The sequence below is a fragment of the Ruegeria sp. BHSA191 genome (genome assembly GCF_059613325.1).
In genome coordinates, this window is record NZ_JBXWSH010000007.1 from 58056 (window position 1) to 76816 (window position 18761).

At 64.7% G+C, this 18761-nt stretch carries 17 protein-coding genes; 10 read left to right on the top strand and 7 right to left on the bottom strand.

Features of this window, described 5'->3' with window-relative positions:
- The first annotated feature begins 9 nt into the window (after positions 1-9).
- Together AC2FNS_RS09480 and AC2FNS_RS09485 are read left to right on the top strand one after the other, a co-directional pair.
- Positions 10-798 carry a cyclase family protein gene (locus tag AC2FNS_RS09480; RefSeq protein WP_496711329.1) on the top strand — a complete coding sequence of 263 codons (789 nt, stop codon included), beginning with the start codon at positions 10-12 and terminating at the stop codon, positions 796-798.
- Complete coding sequence (locus AC2FNS_RS09485; RefSeq protein WP_496711330.1) at positions 795-1316, top strand: thioesterase family protein; 522 nt, start codon at positions 795-797, stop codon at positions 1314-1316. Before AC2FNS_RS09480 ends, AC2FNS_RS09485 begins: the two co-directional genes overlap by 4 nt.
- Positions 1317-1337: 21 nt before the next feature.
- Here AC2FNS_RS09485 and AC2FNS_RS09490 read toward each other — a convergent pair whose 3' ends face one another.
- The 3 genes from AC2FNS_RS09490 to AC2FNS_RS09500 form a co-directional block, all read right to left on the bottom strand.
- On the bottom strand, positions 1338-5429 hold the full coding sequence (locus AC2FNS_RS09490; RefSeq protein WP_496711331.1) for a translocation/assembly module TamB domain-containing protein: 4092 nt from the start codon (positions 5427-5429) through the stop codon (positions 1338-1340).
- Complete coding sequence (locus AC2FNS_RS09495; protein ID WP_496797680.1) at positions 5426-7231, bottom strand: autotransporter assembly complex protein TamA; 1806 nt, start codon at positions 7229-7231, stop codon at positions 5426-5428. The genes AC2FNS_RS09490 and AC2FNS_RS09495 overlap by 4 nt, the downstream gene beginning before the upstream one ends.
- A gap of 140 nt (positions 7232-7371) precedes the next feature.
- The gene (locus AC2FNS_RS09500; protein WP_496686924.1) at positions 7372-8595 is read right to left on the bottom strand and encodes a urate hydroxylase PuuD; all 1224 of its coding nucleotides are present in this window, start codon (positions 8593-8595) and stop codon (positions 7372-7374) included.
- A 95-nt stretch (positions 8596-8690) separates the two neighbouring features.
- Between AC2FNS_RS09500 and AC2FNS_RS09505 the strand changes: the two genes are divergently transcribed.
- Positions 8691-9605, top strand: a complete 915-nt coding sequence (locus tag AC2FNS_RS09505) for a LysR family transcriptional regulator (protein WP_496682014.1) — start codon at positions 8691-8693, stop codon at positions 9603-9605.
- Positions 9606-9609: 4 nt separating this feature from the next.
- On the opposite strand, the gene uraH is transcribed toward AC2FNS_RS09505, so the two are convergent.
- A complete protein-coding gene (gene uraH, locus AC2FNS_RS09510; RefSeq protein WP_496711333.1) occupies positions 9610-9966 on the bottom strand; it encodes a hydroxyisourate hydrolase in 357 nt (118 codons plus the stop codon).
- Positions 9967-10168: 202 nt separating this feature from the next.
- Here uraH and puuE point away from each other — a divergent pair, with 202 nt between their 5' ends.
- Together puuE and AC2FNS_RS09520 are read left to right on the top strand one after the other, a co-directional pair.
- Complete coding sequence (gene puuE, locus AC2FNS_RS09515) at positions 10169-11587, top strand: allantoinase PuuE (RefSeq protein WP_496711334.1); 1419 nt, start codon at positions 10169-10171, stop codon at positions 11585-11587.
- Complete coding sequence (locus AC2FNS_RS09520; RefSeq protein WP_496711335.1) at positions 11584-12072, top strand: ureidoglycolate lyase; 489 nt, start codon at positions 11584-11586, stop codon at positions 12070-12072. The genes puuE and AC2FNS_RS09520 overlap by 4 nt, the downstream gene beginning before the upstream one ends.
- A gap of 5 nt (positions 12073-12077) precedes the next feature.
- Here the strand turns inward: AC2FNS_RS09520 and AC2FNS_RS09525 are convergent, their stop codons facing one another.
- The 3 genes from AC2FNS_RS09525 to AC2FNS_RS09535 form a co-directional block, all read right to left on the bottom strand.
- Positions 12078-13061, bottom strand: coding sequence for a type I glyceraldehyde-3-phosphate dehydrogenase (locus AC2FNS_RS09525; RefSeq protein ID WP_496711336.1), 984 nt, complete (start codon positions 13059-13061; stop codon positions 12078-12080).
- Between the two features lie 53 nt (positions 13062-13114).
- A complete protein-coding gene (locus AC2FNS_RS09530; protein WP_496711337.1) occupies positions 13115-13432 on the bottom strand; it encodes a hypothetical protein in 318 nt (105 codons plus the stop codon).
- Between the two features lie 109 nt (positions 13433-13541).
- Positions 13542-14375 (bottom strand): bifunctional allantoicase/(S)-ureidoglycine aminohydrolase, encoded by an 834-nt coding sequence (locus AC2FNS_RS09535; RefSeq protein ID WP_496682026.1) that lies wholly within the window; start codon positions 14373-14375, stop codon positions 13542-13544.
- A gap of 183 nt (positions 14376-14558) precedes the next feature.
- On the opposite strand from AC2FNS_RS09535, the gene AC2FNS_RS09540 reads away from it, so the two are divergent.
- From AC2FNS_RS09540 to AC2FNS_RS09560, 5 genes are all read left to right on the top strand, one after another.
- Positions 14559-14912 (top strand): hypothetical protein, encoded by a 354-nt coding sequence (locus AC2FNS_RS09540; RefSeq protein WP_496686937.1) that lies wholly within the window; start codon positions 14559-14561, stop codon positions 14910-14912.
- Positions 14913-15073: 161 nt separating this feature from the next.
- Positions 15074-16309 carry an acyl-CoA dehydrogenase family protein gene (locus AC2FNS_RS09545; RefSeq protein ID WP_496711338.1) on the top strand — a complete coding sequence of 412 codons (1236 nt, stop codon included), beginning with the start codon at positions 15074-15076 and terminating at the stop codon, positions 16307-16309.
- Position 16310: 1 nt separating this feature from the next.
- Positions 16311-17126, top strand: a complete 816-nt coding sequence (locus tag AC2FNS_RS09550; protein WP_496711339.1) for a thioesterase family protein — start codon at positions 16311-16313, stop codon at positions 17124-17126.
- Positions 17127-17194: 68 nt separating this feature from the next.
- Positions 17195-17842 carry a DUF1007 family protein gene (locus tag AC2FNS_RS09555; RefSeq protein ID WP_496711340.1) on the top strand — a complete coding sequence of 216 codons (648 nt, stop codon included), beginning with the start codon at positions 17195-17197 and terminating at the stop codon, positions 17840-17842.
- Positions 17827-18759, top strand: coding sequence for a nickel/cobalt transporter (locus tag AC2FNS_RS09560; RefSeq protein WP_496711341.1), 933 nt, complete (start codon positions 17827-17829; stop codon positions 18757-18759). Before AC2FNS_RS09555 ends, AC2FNS_RS09560 begins: the two co-directional genes overlap by 16 nt.
- Positions 18760-18761 lie beyond the last annotated feature (2 nt).

The window sequence follows — 18761 nt, forward strand, 5'->3', positions numbered from 1 at the left end:
GAGGAGTTCATGCCCCGCCGTTTCGTCGATCTGTCCGTCCCGCTGGAAACCGGCATCGTGTCGGACCCACCGATCATGCTGCCGCAGATCGAATACATGAGCCACGACCAGACGGCCGAGCAGGTAATGGCCTTTTTCCCCGGCCTGAAAAAAGAGGACCTGCCCGGCGGCGAGGGCTGGGCCATCGAACGGCTGCAGATCGCCACCCACAACGGCACCCATCTGGACGCGCCGTACCACCACCACTCGACCATGAACCGGGGCGAGCGGGCGATCACCATCGACGAGGTGCCGCTGGAGTGGTGTATGAACCCGGGCGTGAAGTTGGATTTCCGGCATTTCGAGGATGGCTACGTCGTCACCGCCGCCGATGTCGAGGCCGAGCTGAAGCGGATCGGGCATGACCTGCAACCGCTGGATATCGTCGTGGTCAACACCTCCGCCGGCACCTGCTATGGCCAGCCGGATTACCTGATGAAAGGCTGCGGAATGGGGCGTGAGGCCACGCTATACCTGACCGAGCGCGGCGTACGGGTGACCGGCACCGACGCCTGGAGCTGGGACGCGCCCTTTCCGCTGACCGCGCAGGAATACGCGGAAACCCATGATCCCTCGATCATCTGGGAGGGGCATCGCGCGTCGATGGAGATCGGCTATTGCCACATGGAGAAGATGACCAATCTGGAAAGCCTGCCGCCCACGGGATTCGAGATCTCGTGCTTTCCGTTCAAGATCAAGGGCGCCTCGGCCGGGTTCGTCCGCGCGGTGGCGATCTTCGAGGAGGACAGCGCGCAATGACCCCGCAATCCGAGCCTTTGGGCGGCCATGACGGCCCGTACCCCGCACCGGTCGAAATCACCGGTTTCACGGTCCAGTCCGACTGGATCGATTACAACGGCCACATGAATGTGGGGTATTACGGCGTGGTGTTCGATCTGGCCTTTGAACGGCTGTTGGTCGATCACCTGGGCTTGGGCGAACCGCAGGTCGCGGCGCTGGGGCAGGGGCCGTACATCCTGCAGTCGCATCTGCATTTCCTGCGCGAGGTTCGCGAAGGCGAGGCACTGGTGTTCCGGTTTCGGATGCTGGACGCCGATTACAAGCGTGGTCACTATTTTGCACAGATGGTGTCGGCCGAGGATGGCGTGGTCTGTGCCACCCAAGAGGCCCTGTTCATGAATGTCAGCCACACAACAGGTCGGTCGGAACCCTACCCGGACTGGGCCGTAGCGCGTCTGGCCCGGATGGTGGCCGATCACGCGGGTCTGGAGGCCGCGCCGCAAATCGGGCAGCCGATCGGCATCCGAAGATCCTGACTGGCCCCGCGGTACTGGCCTTCAGTAATCGCGGTCGAAAAAGATGCCGATTCCGGTTTCCCCCTTGCCATCCACCGTGCCGCGCACAGTGATATTGTCGGTGACGTCGAGGTTGAGGTTCACCTCGGTATCGCCCTCGGTGTTCACGGTGAAATCGGTATAGAGGTTGTCGCTCAGATAGGCGCCGGCACCCAGCCGCCCGCCACCGCCTTCGGTCGCGCCGACATCGACGGTATCAACCCCTGTCGCGTCGCGCACGCCTTTGGTGGCATCGCCGCCCGCACCGCTGAGCTGCGCCAGCGAGGCCGCCATCTGCGCGATCACGAAGGGCGAAAGCTCGGAAAACCGGTTGCCGAACAGCAACATGGCCAGCGCCTCTTCGGCCGGGCGTTCGGGGTCGGAAAACACGTCGACGGCGGGGGCGTCCAGCGGCCCGGCGATCTCGATGGTCGCGGTTCCGTCCGAGGTGCTGGCCGAGGACACGAATTCGATATACGGCTTCAGGTCGCCCTGCAGGCTGACGATCCCTTTGGTCAAGGCCAGCCGACGCCCGAGAATGTCCAGATTGCCCCGGATCAGGTCGATCTGGCCCGAAGGCACAACGGAGGCGGTGGTGCCCCTGATGAAAATCGCACCGCCAAGTTCCGCGTTGACGCCACGCCCGCGCACGAAGACGCTTTTGGGCGCAAGCAGGCTGATGTCCAGCGCGATTCGGGACTCGCCTTTCTGGGTGCGCTCGGTTTCGACCAATTGGGCATGCTGGCGCGTGACGAGGCTGGCGGCGCTTTCACCCACATGCTCGATCACCGGGATGGGTGCGGCGCCGACGGCCCCCGAGGCGGCTGCCAGGTTGATGTTGGTTTCCCCGAAGGTGATCTGCCCGGCCAGCGTGCTGTTGCGGGCCAGCGCACCGGTCATAGCGATCTGTCCGTTCAACGTGGTTTCGTACAGCAGGTTGTCGGTCACCACCAGGTTGTTGATCGCGGTGGTGATCTGCGCATTGAAGGGCGGTGTCAGATCGACGGGGCCGCTGACGGTGAACCCGCCGCCTGCCCGCATGCCGCCGTTCAACGCGATCGTCGCGCGGCTTTGGGCAAGGTCGATCCGGCCGGTGATGCCGGTAATGGTTTGACCGGCGGTTGGTATGGCCAACGAAGTCTCCGAGGTCGTGACCGAGCCGCTGAGCGCGTCCAGCGAGGGTTGGCCATTGAGGGCCAGATCGAACTGGGCTGAGCCCTCGATCTTGTTCGGGGTAATGAACGCATTGGCGATGCCAAGATTTACGCCGCCCTGCGCGGTGATGTCGGCCGTGCCTGCTGCCTCGGAATAAGTGCCCTTGACGGTACTGTTGATCTCGGCCGGGCCGGTTGCGGCGGCGTCGATCGTCCAGACACCATCGTCACGCCGGGCATTTCCCTTGGCGGTGACGCTGCCCGGGAAGTCCGGCGCGAAACGCTCGATACGGTCGAACCTGGCGTCAAAGTCCAGATCGGCGGACCCATCCGTATTCACCGCGCCAACAAGCGCCGCGAATGAGCTGTCAGGCCCTTGCAGACGCGCCGACCCTTCCAGCCCCGAAGCCGTGGGCGCCACGTTACCATCCAGTTTCAATGGCCCCGAAATCGTGTTCGAGATGCGTGCCAGATCGTCCAGACCGGCCGAGAAACTCAGCCCGCCGGATGCCCGGTCCAACTGACCCGAGGCATTTGCCGACAGCGCGGTGCCTGCCAGCCGGAATGTGCGGATGTTCAGGCCCTGGTCGTCGTTCGCCGCGTCCACGCTCAGGGTCGTGCGACCCGGTACCAGAGCGTCGGCCAATGCGACCCCGGTCTGGATGTCGTCGGCCTTGACTGTTCCGCGAATGTCGAAGGTCCGGCTGTCTCTGGCGGCCTTGCCCGACAGTTCTGCCGAAACGGCCCCGGCCACGGGGCGGCCCGCCAATGCCGCGAACAACGACAGGTCCGGGATTTCGGCCTTGGCCCGGCCATCAACGACCAATTTCCCGGTCGGGTCGTCGATGGTGGCGGCGATCTCGGCCTGCACGGCGGCGCTGTTCAGGCTTGCCTGCCGGATGTCGATTCGGTCGCGGCCGTACGCCCCGTCGAACGCCGCCTCAACGCGGCCGGTCAACAGCGGGTCGATCTGGTCCAGCCCGGTTCGGACATCGCGGGCGTCCAGACTGGCGGTGCCGTCGAACGCCAGCGTCCGGACCGCGCCCTTGCCATCCACCCGCGCCGACAGCGCGCCGGCCAGCGGGCGCTGGGCCAAGCCTGAAAATATCGACAGATCGGTAGCCCTCACCTCGGCCTGTCCGTCGAGCGTCAGATTGCCGCCGGGGGTCGTCACGTCTCCGCTGGCCTGCGCGGTCAAGGTCTCGCCGTTGATGGTGAGCGCGCGGATCGTTATGCCGCCCGCATCGCGCCGCGCGTCCAGCGCGATGTCGGTCTCTCCGGCGATCACCGGGTCGATGTCGTCGCGACCGGTGGACAGGTCGTGCCCTTCAACGGTCAGCTTGCCGTCGAAACTCCCCTCCAGCGGCGAGCCCGCGCCTTCGACACGCAGGCTGGCCCGTCCGCCCAAGTCCAGTTTCGCCAGGCCCGAGAACCGGGACAGGTCCGTCACATCGGCGGTGGCGGTCCCGTCGACCTTCAACCCGCTTGCCAACCCGCTGATCTGTGCGTCGGCCCGCATGGCATAGTCGGCTCCGACCAGTTCGAACCCCGACAACCCAAGCGTCTGGTCTGCGCCATAGTCGAACCGGCCATCCAGGGTGATCTGGTCGCCAACCGCCGCCTTCAAGGCGGGATCGTTTGGATCGACACCGCCCAAATAGGCCTGAAGATCGCCGCTGAGGTCCAGGCCGGCGGTTTGCGTCAGAGTGCCCTGTGCCGTCAGCCGCGCCCGAGCGACGCGCAACTGCGGCGTATCGATTGCGTTGGCGGTCAGGCTGAGATCCCAGTAGTTGCCGTTCTTCTGGTCGAACAGGGCCGAGAACTGGGCTGCGCCCACCGAGGTATCCCCGCCGCCGAAGGGCAGAACCACCTCATCGCCGGCAGGCGGAGTGATCCGGCCCTGAATGGCTGCCATCTGCAAGGCGTTGCCTGCGGCAAGGTTCACCTGCGCCTCGAAGCGCAGCGCCTGCGAGGTGATTTCGGCCTTGGAGACCTCCATCCCACCGCCCGGCAATGTCCGTCCGTCGATGAACAGGCGTGTGCGCGCGCCGAAGAACGGGTCGATTTCGGGGGCAAGAAACGGCCTGAGGTCGCCGCCCAGATCCGCTGTAAAGACAATGCCGTCCTGTGCGGAGGTTTGCGTTTGTTCGAGTCCCAGCAGACGTATCTGGCCGCTGACATGGTCCATCCCGTCGCTGCCCAGACCGATATCGGCGGTGAAATCCGTGACCGGCCCAGACCCTTTGGCCGTCAACCCGATGGCCGGGCTGTCGGGGATTTTCAGGGCTTGGGAAATCAGGCCGCCGGGCGCCTCGGACACGGTCAGATCAAGGTCGATCTGACGGCTTTCGTTCTGGAACCCGGCGGTCAGGGCGATCCGGTCGCCTTGGCGGTCCAGTCGGTCGATACCCAGCTTGGTGTCAAGGGTGCCGTCGGCCAGCGTCAGGTTGCCGTCTACCGACAACGTGGCCGCGACGCCGATCAGCGGTTGACCCAGCGACAGGCTGTCCACCCGGAGTTCTCCGATTTCGATGGCAACAGGCAGTTCCGGCAGTTGAAAGGGCTGGGCCTCGGCTGTGGCGGTCGGTTCATCCGACGTCGTCTTGCCGGGCGCGCGGGCGATGTCGATTTCCTGCGCCGTAAGGGCGTTCACGGAAAACCGTCCGCGGATCAGGGCCAGGCGGTTCCAGTCCAACTCGGCGTTGCGGATCGTCAGCCAGACGCCGTCGTCATCGGCGACGGTGATCTCCTCGATCGTGGCGCGGGCGCTCAGCGCGCCTTGCAGCCCCACGACGCGCACGTTGCGATTGTCGCCGGACAGGGTGTTCTGAAGGAAATCCGACAGCATGCCGCCGCCATCCGTGTCCTGTGCCGCAACGGGACCCGACAAAGTCAGCGACAGGGCGGCGATCGCAAGCGGATATAAAAGATGACGTGTCAAAATGCCTGCCCGATCCCGATGTAGAATTGCAGCCCGTCGCCGGTGTCTCCCTGGACGGGAACGGCCAGATCCAGCCGCAGGGGCCCAAACCCACCCAGATCATACCGGACCCCCAAGCCGGCGCCCGAATGGGTTTCGGCACCGCTGCCAACGAAGGACGAGATGTCCACGGCACCGTAGTCGTAGAACCCGACCAGCGACAGTTTCTCGGTCACCTTTCCGCGGACTTCGCCGGACAGGCCCAGGAAGGATTTGCCACCGGCGATTCCGGTTCCGACGGGCACGCCCAGGCTTTCATACGGTTGGCCGCGCACGGTGCCCGCGCCGCCCGAGAAGAACAGGAAGTCGGGCGTGACCCCGTCGGCCGGCGGGCCGATCACCGAACCCAGCTGAATGCGCCCGGCAAGCACCAGCCGTCCGCCGGTGCCCAAGCTGGCATAACCACGCCCGTCGACAAACAGCCGAATCCCCGTATCGGTTCCAGACAGCCCGACAAACGGCATAACCTGGGCGTCAAGGAAATAACCGCGCGTGGCGCTGACCTTGCTGTCGCGCAGATCCCATTCGGATCGGGTCGGCAGGATGAAATACCGGAACTTGCGGTCTGTACCATAGGCGTCATCCGCTTCGGAGTAGTAGAAACCCGTGGCGGCTTCGGCATAGAGACGGTCTGAAAATGTCCGACGTGCGCCGAAGACCAGCGACGCTGCCGAGACGGTGTAATTGTCGGTGTCGCGCCGTTCCAGCAACGCGCTCCAGAATGTGCTGTCGTCGGGGCCCAGCCTGTCGGGCTGGTCCAGGCGCAGGCCCAGGCGGTAATCGACGTCTTCGGACCCGCCGATGTTGCGGATCGCGGCTTCGAGCCGCAGACGCTGGGCGCGTCGGAAAACGTTTCGGTGGGTCCAGGTGGCCGCCAGATCCAGCCCATCGCGCGAGGCGAGTTCGAGCCCGAAGGTCAGGCGGCGCTTGGGCAGGTCCTCGAAGGTGGCGTCAAAATCCAGCGTGCCGTCGGGGTTGGGTGTTTCACGCTCGACGATCGAAACGCTGCTGAATGTTCCGGTGCGACGCAACCGGGTGCCGACTCTCTGCAGCTTGTCCGGCGAATAGACCTCGCCCGAAGGGAAGCCAGCGATTTTCTCGATTGACCTGTGTCTGACATCGGTGTCGCCTGCGATATGCATCTTGCCGAACCGCAGGCGTGGGCCCGGGTCCAGCCTGATCCGAGCATCCAGCCGGGCTTGGGCGTGCCGGGCGATGATCTCTTGATCGGACAGGGCGGCCTTGGGGTGGCCCGCGTTTTTCCAGCCCTGCACCCCGGCCGACGCCGCATCATGGATCGCGCCGGTAGTGGCGCGCTTTCCGGTGGCGAAGCCTTCGGGCAGGTCGGTTTCGGGGGCCACGGGGCGGATGACGGCGGTTCCGAAAGAAAACGCGGGCCCGGGATTGATCGAGATCACCGCACGGTTGATCCGCGCCGGAACGTTCACCGAGCTGAGGTCAGCGGCTTCGCGCCCGTCCAGCTTGATGCTGACCGAAGGCCCGAAATACCCCGCGTCATACAGGATCTGCACGATGGTGCGATAATCGGACAGGGCGGCCGAAAAGACCTCCAAAGGTGTGTCCAGGCCCCGGGATTCGGCCGTGATGACCGAGGACGTGTTTTCGATCTTCTTGACAACGTCCGGCGGCAGGCCCGGCGCCGACAGGGAGGTTTCCAGCGCAAGCAGGCTGTGCGGGGCCACGGCCAGCACCGCGCCAATGAACCAGCCCCTCAGACTGCACTTCCGCCTGCCTGCCCGCATCAATTGGCTCCACCCGTTCTGCATTGCGGTTTTTCAGCCGAAATGCGGCCTCCGCAACGTCCTTGATCGGCATGTTAGAACATCGCGTGCGGGAAAGGGACAGAAATATTGGGTGGACAAGCTGGATTTTCAGCCGGCTGTCATGACCCGGCGTTGCGGAACCAACGGACGATGGCCGCGCGGTCCTCGGGCTCCATGTAGGTCACGTTCGCGGGCGGCATCGCGTGGCTGATCCCCGCCTGCAGATAGATCTGCTTGGCGTTGCGCGCGATGTCGGCCTCGGTTTCCAGCAGAACGCCCTTGGGCGCCCACAGGATGCCGTCCCAGACCGGCTCGCGCGCGTGGCACATCGAACAGCGGCCCAGAACGACGTCATGGGCGGCCTCGAAGCCGGGGGCCTCGGCGAACCGCTGTTCATAGGGCGTCAGCGGCTGCGCCTCGGCCTCTTCCAGCGGGTCGTGCATCGAGGCGGTGGACAGCCACATGATGGCGATGAACAGCAGGGCCGTCACAAGCCAGGTCCAGGTCGGGTTGCCGGCCCGGGCGTGGCGCGTGTTGAAATAGTGGCGGATGGTGACGCCCATCAGAAAGACCAGCGCCGCGATGATCCAGTTGTACTTGGTCGCAAAGGCCAGCGGATAGTGGTTCGACAGCATCAGGAAGACCACCGGCAAAGTCAGATAGTTGTTGTGGGTCGAGCGCAGCTTGGCGATCTTGCCGTATTTCGGGTCGGGGGTGCGGCCATTTTTCAGGTCGTCCACCACGATCCGTTGGTTGGGCATGATGATGAAGAATACGTTGGCCGTCATGATCGTGGCGGTGAAGGCGCCCAGATGCAGCATCATCGCGCGGCCGGTGAAGATCTGGTTGTATCCCCAGCCCATTGCCACCAGCAGAACGAACAGCAGCAGCATCAGCAGGGTCGGACGCTCGCCCAGATCAGATTTGCACAGGAAATCATAGATCAGCCAGCCCACGGTCAGCGACGCCGCCGAGATCAGGATGCCCTGCCACAGCGCCAGATCGGCCTTTTGCGCGTCGATCAGGTACAGCTCTCCACCCACCCAATAGACGATCATCAGCAGCGCCGCGCCGCTGAGCCATGTGGAATAGCTTTCCCATTTGAACCAGGTCAGGTGATCGGGCATCCGTTCGGGCGCCACCAAGTATTTCTGGATGTGATAAAACCCGCCGCCATGCACCTGCCATTCCTCGCCATCCGCCGGGCCGGGAATGTCGCGGTTCAGGCCGAGGTCCAGCGCGATGAAATAGAACGACGACCCGATCCACGCGATCGCGGTGACCACATGCAGCCAGCGCACGCCAAAGGCCAACCAGTCCCAGAACACGGCAAACTCAAACATCCATGGCTCTCCGATTGTTTGCCTGCACACTATGCAAGTGGCGGTTTCTTCGGTATTCCCGCATATTGTCAAACTGTATCAAAAAAAACGATAAGATGTCCTATCTCGACAACATTCGCACCTTTGTCCGGGTCTATGATCTGGGCAGCATGTCGGCGGCGGGCCGCGATCTGCGGATTTCACCGGCGGTGACATCGGCGCGGATTTCCCAGCTCGAGGATCATCTGGGCGTGCGTCTGTTCCAGCGCACCACGCGCAACCTGTCGCCGACCGAGCAGGGCCGGGCCTTTTATCCCGGCGCGGTTGCTGTGCTGGACGCGGTCGATCAGGCCGAGGCGCAGGTTATGCACCTGACCGAGGCCCCGCGCGGCACCTTGTTCGTGGCGGCGCCACTTGGGGTGGGGCGGCGGTTGATCGCGCCGCAAGTGCCGGAATTTCTTGACAAATACCCCGAGATCGACGTGCGGCTGCGCCTGACCGACCGCTCGGTGGACCTGACGACCGAGGGGCTGGATCTTGCGTTCTTCATCGGCCTGCCCGAGGACAGCACCCTGCGCATCCGCAAGATCGCCGATTGTCAGCGCATTCTGTGCGCGGCCCCGGATTATGTCGCGCGCCGGGGCATGCCGCGATCGGGGGCTGATCTGATCGCGGACCGGCACGAATGCCTGAACCTGCGCTATCCCGGCGCGACCGAGTTTCAATGGCTGTTGCAGACGCCCGACGGCCCCAAACGCTTTGCCGTGTCCGGCCGGTTTGAGTGCGATGATGGCGACGTGCTGACCGATTGGGCACTGGCGGGGCAGGGGATCGCGATGAAGCCGGTCTTCGAAGTGGCCGAGCATCTGAAGGCCGGCCGCCTTGTACCGGTGGCGCAAGACACGCCGCCCGTGCCGGTGCAGATGGCGTGCCTGTACACGCATCGCCGCCATCAAGACCCAAAGGCGCGCCTGTTCATGGATTTCGTGATCGCCCGGATCGGTGCGGTCGTCCGCCGGGCCGAGGCCTAGGCTCTCAGCTGCCGCGATAGGTGGAATAGCCGTAGGGCGACAGCAGCAGCGGCACATGGTAATGCGCCTGCGGATCGGACATGCCGAACCGGATCGGAACCTGATCCAGGAACAGCGGTTCCGCTCCCGCCTGGCCGGTGGCGCGCAGATAGTCGCCGGCAAAAAAGATCAACTCGTAGGTGCCGGGCTCAAACCGATCCTGCGGCAGGATCGGGCTGTCGGTGCGCCCATCGGCGTTGGTCTGCATCTCGACCAGCTTGCGGTGCGAATTGCCCGACACGCGGTACAGCGCGATTTTCAGCCCCTTGGCCGGACAGCCGCGGGCCGTGTCCAGAACGTGGGTCGTCAGGTATCCTGTCACGGGTCTCTCCTGCCTGTTGCGTGGTGCAGTCTTGCCGGTCGTCAGCGGATTTGGCAAACGGATAGACCGCATTCTGAGGCGAAACCCATGCCCGAGGAAACGGCCAAATAACCGAAACAGCGTTCGGATTGATTTGATAATCCCTTGCGGTTTCATGCAATAAAAAGCCAGTGAATGGTCGCAACAAAAGGCGGAACCCAACATGCAGCCCCCCAGATACCCGCGCGACATGATCGGATATGGCGCCACCACGCCCGATGCGAACTGGCCCGGCGGCGCCAAACTGGCAGTGCAGATCGTGCTGAACTATGAAGAGGGCGGCGAAAACTGCGTGCTGCATGGCGACGCGGCGTCCGAGGCGTTTCTGTCCGAAATCGTGGGCGCCGCGCCCTGGCCCGGCCAGCGGCATTGGAACATGGAATCCATCTATGAATACGGCGCCCGCGCCGGGTTCTGGCGGCTGCATCGCCTGATGGCCGACCTGCCGGTGACCGTCTATGGCGTGGCCACCGCGCTGGCGCGCTCGCCCGATCAGGTGGCGGCGATGAAGTCCGCCGGGTGGGAGATCGCCAGCCACGGGCTGAGATGGATCGAACACAAGGACATGCCCGAAGACGAGGAGCGCGCCCAGATCGCCGAGGCGATCCGCCTGCACACCGAGGTGGTCGGAGACCGCCCGCGCGGCTGGTACACGGGGCGGTGTTCGGACAACACCGTGCGGCTTGTCGCCGAGGAAGGCGGGTTTGCCTATGTGGCCGACAGCTATGCCGACGATCTGCCTTATTGGGTGCACACCGGCGGGCGCGACCAGCTGATCGTGCCCTATACGCTGGACTGCAACGACATGCGCTTTGCCACGCCGCAGGGGTTCAACTCGGGCGATCAGTTCTTTGCGTATCTGCGCGACAGTTTCGATGCGCTCTATGCCGAGGGGCAGGCCGGCGCGCCCAAGATGTTGTCGATCGGTCTGCATTGCCGCCTGATCGGCCGACCGGGCCGGGTGATGGCGCTGAAGCGGTTTCTGGACTACGCGCGCGGCTTTTCCGATGTGTGGTTCGCGACCCGGTTACAGATTGCCGAACACTGGGCCGCGCATCATCCGCCGCAGGACCGCCCGCGCCCCTCGCAGATGGACCGCGACTCCTTCGTGGCGGCCTATGGCGGCATCTTCGAACATTCGGCCTGGATCGCCGAGCGCGCCTGGGCGCTGGAACTGGGGCCGGCGCACGATACGGCGGGCGGGCTGCACAACGCGCTGGCGCGGGTGTTCCGTTCGGCCTCGCCCGAGGAGCGCTTGGGCGTTCTGACCGCGCATCCGGATCTGGCGGGCAAGCTGGCACAGGCCAAACGCCTGACGGCTGAAAGCACCGCCGAACAGGCCTCGGCCGGGTTGGACGCCCTGACCGACGCCGAGCGCGACGCCTTTACCAATCTGAACACGCGTTACACCCGGAAATTCGGCTTTCCCTTCATCATCGCGGTGCGCGACCACGACAAGGCCTCGATCCTGCAGGCGTTTCAGCGACGCATCGAGAATGACCGCGAGACCGAGCTCGCCGAAGCCTGCCGTCAGGTCGAGCGCATCGCCGAGTTCCGTCTGCGCGACCTGCTGCCCTCATGACCCGGGTCATCCATATCGCGCCGCTGACGGCCCAGGCCTTTGCGCCGTTCGGCGACGTGCTCGAGGTTTCCGGCGCGCCGGACAAGATCATCAACCAGGGTCAGTGCGGGCGATACCATGACCGGGCGGTTCTGGATTTTGCGGACGGGCGCGCGGGGATCAGCCTGTTCGACGCCAACCCGCGGGCATTGCCCTATCAACTGGACATGGTCGAACGTCACCCTCAGGGCAGCCAGGCCTTCATTCCGATGACCCACCAGCCGTTCCTGGTGATCGTCGCGCCGGACGAAGATGGCGTTCCGGGCAGGCCGCTGGCCTTCGTGACGCAGCCGGGGCAGGCCGTGAACTATCATCGCGGCACATGGCACGGCGTGCTGACGCCGCTGCGCGCGCCCGGCCTGTTCGCCGTGGTCGACCGCATCGGCGACGGCACCAACCTTCAGGAGCATTGGTTCGACACCCCTTACGAGGTGCGGTTGCCCTGACCGGGTCAGCCCGCCATCAGCCGGGCTACATCCAGCATCCGGGCCGAAAACCCCCATTCATTGTCGTACCAGCCAAAAACTCGCACTTGGCGGTCGCCGACCATGCGGATCTCGGGGCCGGCGATGACCAGAGACTCGGGCCGCGCCCGCAGGTCGGACGACACCAGGGGCATGTCGGTCCAGCCAAGAACGGCCGACTCGGCAACCGCATGGCGCAACCGTTCTGTGAAGGTGTCGATGTCCATCGGAGTTTCCAGCGTCGCCACTAGGTCTACGGCCGAGACGCTGGCCGTCGGCACCCGCACCGCCGCGCCCGAGATGCGCCCGGCTAGATGCGGCAGCACCACGTCGATCAGGTGCGTCGCGCTCGAGGTCGTGGGCACCATCGACAGCGCCCCCGCGCGCGACCGCGCCAGATCGCCCCGCGGTGCGTCTACCATCGGCTGGCTGTTGGTGTAGCAATGGATCGTGGTCATGTGCCCTGATGCGATGCCCCCGATGCCGTCCAGCACCTTGACGAGCGGCGCCAGCGCATTCGTGGTACAGGACGCGTTCGACACGATCCGAGCATCGCCCAAGACGTCTTCGTTGGCGCCCAGAACGATGGTGGTGTCGGCGGCCGGTGACGGCCCCGAGATCAGAACCTTTGACGCCCCGGCCTGCAGCCCCCGTGCGGCCACGTCCGAGCTGCGGGCGATGCCGGTGCAGTCCAGCAGCACATCCACCCCCGACAGATCGACCCGCGCCACATCTTCGCTGTTGGTGACGGGGATTTCTACGCCATCCACCACCAGCGCGGCGTTCCGGGCCGCGACCGTCCCGGCATAGGGGCCGAAGGTACTGTCGTATTGGAACAGATAGGCACAGGTTTCCAGCGGCGCGATGTCGTTGATCAGCACCACCTGAACATCCGACCCGGCGGGCAGCGCCATGACCTGCCGCAGGATCGTGCGGCCGATGCGGCCGAATCCGTTGATCGCAATCTTCATGCGCAAGCTATGGCAGGGCGCCGGGGCGACCTCAATGCCCGTTCGGGGGGATGTCAGCCGCAGCTGACTTGCGAGAAGAACTGACCCGAGATGTTCTGGTACATGCTGGACCGGATCACCTTGCACCCGGTCGCTTGCTGGATGGCCGCGATGGCCTGAAACGTGCGCAGGCGCGGGGGCGGACCGAACGGGTTAAGGTTGTTGTTGTCGCGGGTGGCGCGGTACACGACCGGTTCGTCGGCCACCTGGGTGACGGCCCAGGTGCGGCTCATCACCGATACGGTTCGGGTTTCTTCGTTTGCAAGGGCCGGGGCAGCGACGCTGAGAGGCGCGATCGTGGCCAGAGTCAAAATGGATCTACGCAGTTTCATTGGGCAATCTCCGGGAATTAACACATGAAATCTGCCCCGATCAGAGCAAATTTCGGCCCCCGAGGGAAGTCTCGGCCCCGGAAAGCCGGTTTCGGGAGGGAATTTCTCGCTATCGCCCGGCCACGGACAGGGGCATGTGGCGGTTGACGTCCTTGTACAGCAGGTACCTGAACCGCCCCGGCCCGCCGGCATAGCAGGCCTGCGGGCAGAACGCGCGCAGCCACATGTAGTCGCCGGCCTCGACCTCGACCCAATCCTGGTTCAGCCGATAGACCGCCTTGCCTTCCAGCACATACAGCCCGTGTTCCATCACATGGGTCTCGGCAAAGGGAATGACGGTGCCGGGTTCGAAGGTGACGATGTTGACATGCATGTCATGACGCAGGTCGGCCGGGTCGGCAAAGCGGGTGGTGGCCCAGCGACCCTCGGTGCCGGGCATCGGGGTGGGGGCCACGTCGCGCTCGTTGGTGATGATCGGGTCGGGGGCGGGCAGGCCGGGCACCGCCTGATAGGCCTTGCGCACCCAGTGGAACCGCGCCACCGCGTCGGACCGGTTGTGCAGCGCCCAGTCGGATCCGGGCGGCACATAGGCGTATCCGCCGGGGTCCAGCACGTGCTTCTGCCCGGCGAGGGTCAGGACCACGGTCCCTTCGACCACGAAGAGGACGCCTTGCGCCGCCGGGTCGGTCTCGGGTCGGTCGCTGCCACCGCCGGGCTGAACCTCCATGATGTATTGCGAAAAGGTCTCGGCGAAGCCGCTGAGCGGACGGGACAGGACCCACAGCCGGGTCTTCTCCCAGAACGGCAGAAAGCTGGTGACGATGTCGCGCATCGTACCGCGCGGGATCACGGCATAGGCCTCGGTGAACATGGCGCGATCGGTCAGCAACTGATCCTGACCGGGGTGGCCGCCATAGGGCGCGTAATAGGTGGGATGAGCCATCGTAAAACCTCGGGTAGGTGTCTCGGCCACTATGTGCCGATCGTGCGGGGGCCGATAGCGTCACGGATGCAATAGGTTTGTTCGGGATTATTTGAAGGTGCACCCCGCCCGGGGCTTGGCCGCACCGCACCCGCGGTATAGGCTTGGCCCCGGACCCATTTCGACGAAAGCGAGTTTCAAGGCATGCCCCGGTTTTTCTTCCTCTTCTGCGCAGCGGTTCTGGTCGGGTTGATCGGCACGGCGCAGGCCAAACCTCTGTCGCGGATCATTGCCGAAATGGGCCTGAGCCCGGCTGATTTTCAGATTCTGGACGCGGCCTCGACGGCACTGCTGTCGGGCGGGACGCCTAGCGTCGGGCAGGAACGCAGCTGGGAAAATGAACAGACCGGCTCGAAAGGGACGATCCGGGTACGCGACGTGCGGGGAAACTGTGTACATCTGCAGCATTTCATCCAAGCCGAAGGCGGTGATCAAACCCGCGAAATCCGGACGCGGCGTTGCAGGGACGCTGGCGGAAACTGGATCATGACACCCTGATTGCCTGAGGAAACGCTCGATCCGGGCCAAACGTCCCCAAGTCGTTTGAACAAATGATTGCGCGTGACGTCCCGTCACCCGGCTGGACACGGTCAGTGACCCTGCGCCATCCTCGCGTCAGAAATTCGGCCCTGCGCCGGGCCATTTGGGAGGGACCATCCATGAACATGTCATTCGTCTTGCGCGAGGAGAACCGGGCGCTGCTGGAGCGGGTCCGCGACATGATCCGCAACGAGATCATGCCGTTGGAAGAGGAATACCAGGCCGAGATCAACAAGGGCGACCGCTGGCAGTACACCGACCGCCAGGCCGAGATCCTGGAGGGGTTGAAGGCCAAGTCAAAGGCGGCGGGTCTGTGGAATTTCTGGCTGACCGACAGCGACAAGGGATTTGGCCTCACTACGGTCGAGTACGCCTATTTCGCCGAAGAGATGGGTAAGACCCCGCTGGGCGCCGAGGTGTTTAACTGTTCCGCCCCCGACACCGGCAACATGGAGGTGTTCGAGCGCTATGGCACCGAGAAGATGAAAGAGCAGTGGCTCAAGCCGCTGCTCGCGGGCGAGATCCGCTCGGCCTATCTGATGACCGAACCGGATGTAGCCTCGTCGGATGCCACGAATATCTCGATGTCCTGCGTGCGGGACGGGGATGACTATGTTCTGAATGGCGAGAAATGGTGGTCGTCCGGCGCGGGCGATCCGCGCTGCAAGGTCTACATCGTGATGGTCAAGACCGGCGGCGACGACCTGCCCAAGCACCAGCGCCAGTCCATGATCGTGGTGCCCGCCGACACGCCGGGGATCGAGATCCTGCGCCCGATGGAAGTGTACGGCCATGACGACGCGCCGCACGGGCACATGCATATCCGGTTCACCGATGTCCGAGTGCCGGCCGAGAACATCCTGCTAGGCGAGGGCCGCGGGTTCGAAATCGCACAGGGGCGCCTCGGGCCCGGTCGCATCCATCACTGCATGCGCGCGATCGGCCAGGCCGAGATGGCGCTGGAGCAGATGTGCAAACGCGCCCTGCAGCGCGAAGCCTTCGGCAAGAAGCTGGCGCAGTTGGGTGCCAATTTCGACATCATCGCCGAGTGCCGGATGGAGATCGAGATGGCCCGCCTGCTGTGTCTGAAGGCCGCGTGGTACATGGATCAGGGCGATGCGCGCGCGGCTGCCCCGTGGATCAGCCAGATCAAGGTCGTCGCGCCGCGTGTTGCGCTGAAGGTGATCGACGAGGCGGTGCAGATGTTTGGCGGGCAAGGCGTCAGCCAGGATACGCCGCTGGCCACCGCCTGGACCCATGTGCGCACGCTGCGGCTAGCCGATGGCCCGGATGCGGTGCATCGCCGTCAGGTGGCGCGGGCCGAACTGAGAAAGCATACCCAGGAAAAGATCTGACATGCAGGACGCGGCGATGCAGCCAGTGGTGGGTGAGACCGCATATTTTCGGGTCGCGCCCGACGGGGCCTTTGTCGGCAATGACCCGGCGCGCGGGCCGTGGTCGGCCGATCACTGTCATGCCGGCCCGGTTGCGGGCCTGATCGTGCGCGCGGCCGAGATCGAGGTCGGTCCCGACAAGATGCTGACCCGCCTGACGGTCGATCTGCTGCGCCCGCTGCCTTTGTACGGTCTGCGCGTGGCCGCCGAGACCGTGCGCCACACCAAGACGCTGGCCACCACGCGCGTCACCGTGCATGACCTGGACGATACGCTGTGCGCCACCGCCACCACGATGCATCTGGCGCGCCGGGATCTGGGGCCGGTGCCGAATGTGGCGATCCAAGGCCCCGACCTGTCGCAGATCGAAGACGGCCCGTTTCCCATCGGCGAAATGCGGCATGACCTGCCCGGCTTTGCCCATCATTCCGAGGTGGCTTATCCCAAGGGCGGCAACCAAGGGGCGGGGCCGAAAACCATCTGGATGCGCACCCCGCCTCTGCTGCAGGGCGAAACCCCCTCGCCGATCCAGTCGCTGTGCCCGCTGGCCGATTGCGGCAACGGCATTTCGTGGAATGCGCCGACCTCGGAAATGGGGTTCATGAACACCGACCTGACGGTGCAGATCCACCGCGAGCCGGTGTCTGACTGGCTCGCCTCGGATTCCGTGTCACACTGGCAGCCCAGCGGCATCGGGATGTCGCAGTCGGTTCTGTACGATACTCAAGGCCCGATCGGCACGGCGCTGCAGACGCTGGTCCTGTTTCCGCCGAAATGAGCGGCAAAATCCGTGCTCACCGCCGAACTGTGTTGCCAGCGCCGGTCGGGCACCCTATCTTCGCGTTCATGCGCTGGATACCCGCCGTGATCGCCTGTTGCCTGCCGTTTTCTGCAGTGGCGCACCCGCATGTCTTCATCGACACCGGGTTGGAATTTATCGTGGATGAGTCGGGCAACCTGACCCATGTCCGCGTCACTTGGGCTTATGACGAATTCTACTCGCTGCTGGTGCTCGAGGATATGAGGTTGGATCAGGACGGCGACGGCGTTTTATCCGAGGCGGAAGAACAGCGCCTTGCTGGCTTCGACGCGCAATGGGTCGAAGGATACAACGGCGATCTGGTCATCCTGGCAGCCGATCAGCCGGTTGCCTTGTCTGGTCCGCTAGAGCCGCGCGCGACGACAGAGGATGGCCGAATCGTGACCACCCATCTGCGCAAGGTCGAGGGCGAGCCAGTACCCGCGCAGGCTCTGTCGGCCAAACCCTATGACGAGACATTCTATACCGCCTACGAGGTGACGCGTCCGGTCACCGTTTCCGGGCCTGAAACCTGCCGGATCGACAGGTTCGAGCCGGATATCGACGGCGAACTGGCCCAGATGCAGGCCTTTCTGCTGACCTTGGACGCCGACTATGACCTCGAGGAGAACGACATCCCTCTGGTCGGTGAACGCTTTGCCACCGAGATCCGCGTTTCATGTCCCGCTACCTGATCCTGCCGGTCAGCCTGGCGATTGCGCTGCTGCTGTGGTTCTGGGGCAGCGGAGGTTTTGACAGCCTCGCGTCTTGGGCCGCGGGCGAGCAGCGGGAATTCCAGAACCAGATCGCCCGTGCCCTGCGGGCCGCGCGGGCCGAACAGCCCGAGGCCGTGGCCACGCTGCTGGCCGTGTGTTTTGCCTATGGGTTCTTCCATGCGGTGGGGCCGGGTCATGGCAAGGTGCTGATCGGAGGGTACGGGCTGGGCCGCAATGTCGCCTTTCTGCGCCTGTCGGCGATCAGCGTTCTGTCCTCGCTGGGGCAGGCCGTGACGGCGATCGTTCTGGTTTATGCAGGCGTTCTGGTGTTCCAGATGTCGCGGGAAAGCCTGGTCGGCACCACCGAGCAGATCATGGCCCCGGTCAGCTATGGCGCAATCGCGGCCATCGGGCTGTGGCTTGTTCTGCGGTCGCTGCGCAGTTTCGCCCGGCGCGGCCGTGCGGACAGTGCTCCGCACGACCATCACCATCATCATGATCACGGGCATCACCACCACGACGGCGAGGTCTGTTCCGATTGCGGGCATCGTCACGGCCCGACCGCCGAAGAGGTGGCCCAGGTCGGCAGCCTGCGCGAGGCGCTGATTCTGATCGCAGGCATCGCCGCGCGACCCTGTACCGGAGCTTTGTTCGTGCTGATCCTGACCTGGCAGATGGGCATCGCGATGGTCGGTATCGCCGGGGCCTTTGCCATGGCGCTGGGCACCGCGACCGTTACCACCATGGTTGGTTGGACGTCGTTCGGGTTGCGGGGCGGGTTGCTGGCCTCGGCCTCGGCCACGCGGTTTGCGGCCGTGTTGGCGCCCACGATCGAACTGGTGGCCGGGCTGCTGATCGCGGTGATCGCGGGCGGATTGCTGCTGCGCGCGCTCTGACG

Bases quoted from the DNA above. Each gene is read 5' to 3' on its own strand.
- AC2FNS_RS09545 (WP_496711338.1), top strand. From the start codon at position 15,074: ATGAACATGTCATTCGTCTTGCGCGAGGAGAACCGGGCGCTGCTGGAG.
- AC2FNS_RS09535 (WP_496682026.1), bottom strand. From the start codon at position 14,375: ATGGCTCATCCCACCTATTACGCGCCCTATGGCGGCCACCCCGGTCAG.
- AC2FNS_RS09480 (WP_496711329.1), top strand. From the start codon at position 10: ATGCCCCGCCGTTTCGTCGATCTGTCCGTCCCGCTGGAAACCGGCATC.
- AC2FNS_RS09555 (WP_496711340.1), top strand. From the start codon at position 17,195: ATGCGCTGGATACCCGCCGTGATCGCCTGTTGCCTGCCGTTTTCTGCA.
- AC2FNS_RS09550 (WP_496711339.1), top strand. From the start codon at position 16,311: ATGCAGGACGCGGCGATGCAGCCAGTGGTGGGTGAGACCGCATATTTT.
- AC2FNS_RS09530 (WP_496711337.1), bottom strand. From the start codon at position 13,432: ATGAAACTGCGTAGATCCATTTTGACTCTGGCCACGATCGCGCCTCTC.
- AC2FNS_RS09505 (WP_496682014.1), top strand. From the start codon at position 8,691: ATGTCCTATCTCGACAACATTCGCACCTTTGTCCGGGTCTATGATCTG.
- AC2FNS_RS09495 (WP_496797680.1), bottom strand. From the start codon at position 7,231: ATGCGGGCAGGCAGGCGGAAGTGCAGTCTGAGGGGCTGGTTCATTGGC.
- AC2FNS_RS09520 (WP_496711335.1), top strand. From the start codon at position 11,584: ATGACCCGGGTCATCCATATCGCGCCGCTGACGGCCCAGGCCTTTGCG.
- AC2FNS_RS09485 (WP_496711330.1), top strand. From the start codon at position 795: ATGACCCCGCAATCCGAGCCTTTGGGCGGCCATGACGGCCCGTACCCC.
- AC2FNS_RS09540 (WP_496686937.1), top strand. From the start codon at position 14,559: ATGCCCCGGTTTTTCTTCCTCTTCTGCGCAGCGGTTCTGGTCGGGTTG.
- AC2FNS_RS09560 (WP_496711341.1), top strand. From the start codon at position 17,827: ATGTCCCGCTACCTGATCCTGCCGGTCAGCCTGGCGATTGCGCTGCTG.
- AC2FNS_RS09500 (WP_496686924.1), bottom strand. From the start codon at position 8,595: ATGTTTGAGTTTGCCGTGTTCTGGGACTGGTTGGCCTTTGGCGTGCGC.
- AC2FNS_RS09525 (WP_496711336.1), bottom strand. From the start codon at position 13,061: ATGAAGATTGCGATCAACGGATTCGGCCGCATCGGCCGCACGATCCTG.
- puuE (WP_496711334.1), top strand. From the start codon at position 10,169: ATGCAGCCCCCCAGATACCCGCGCGACATGATCGGATATGGCGCCACC.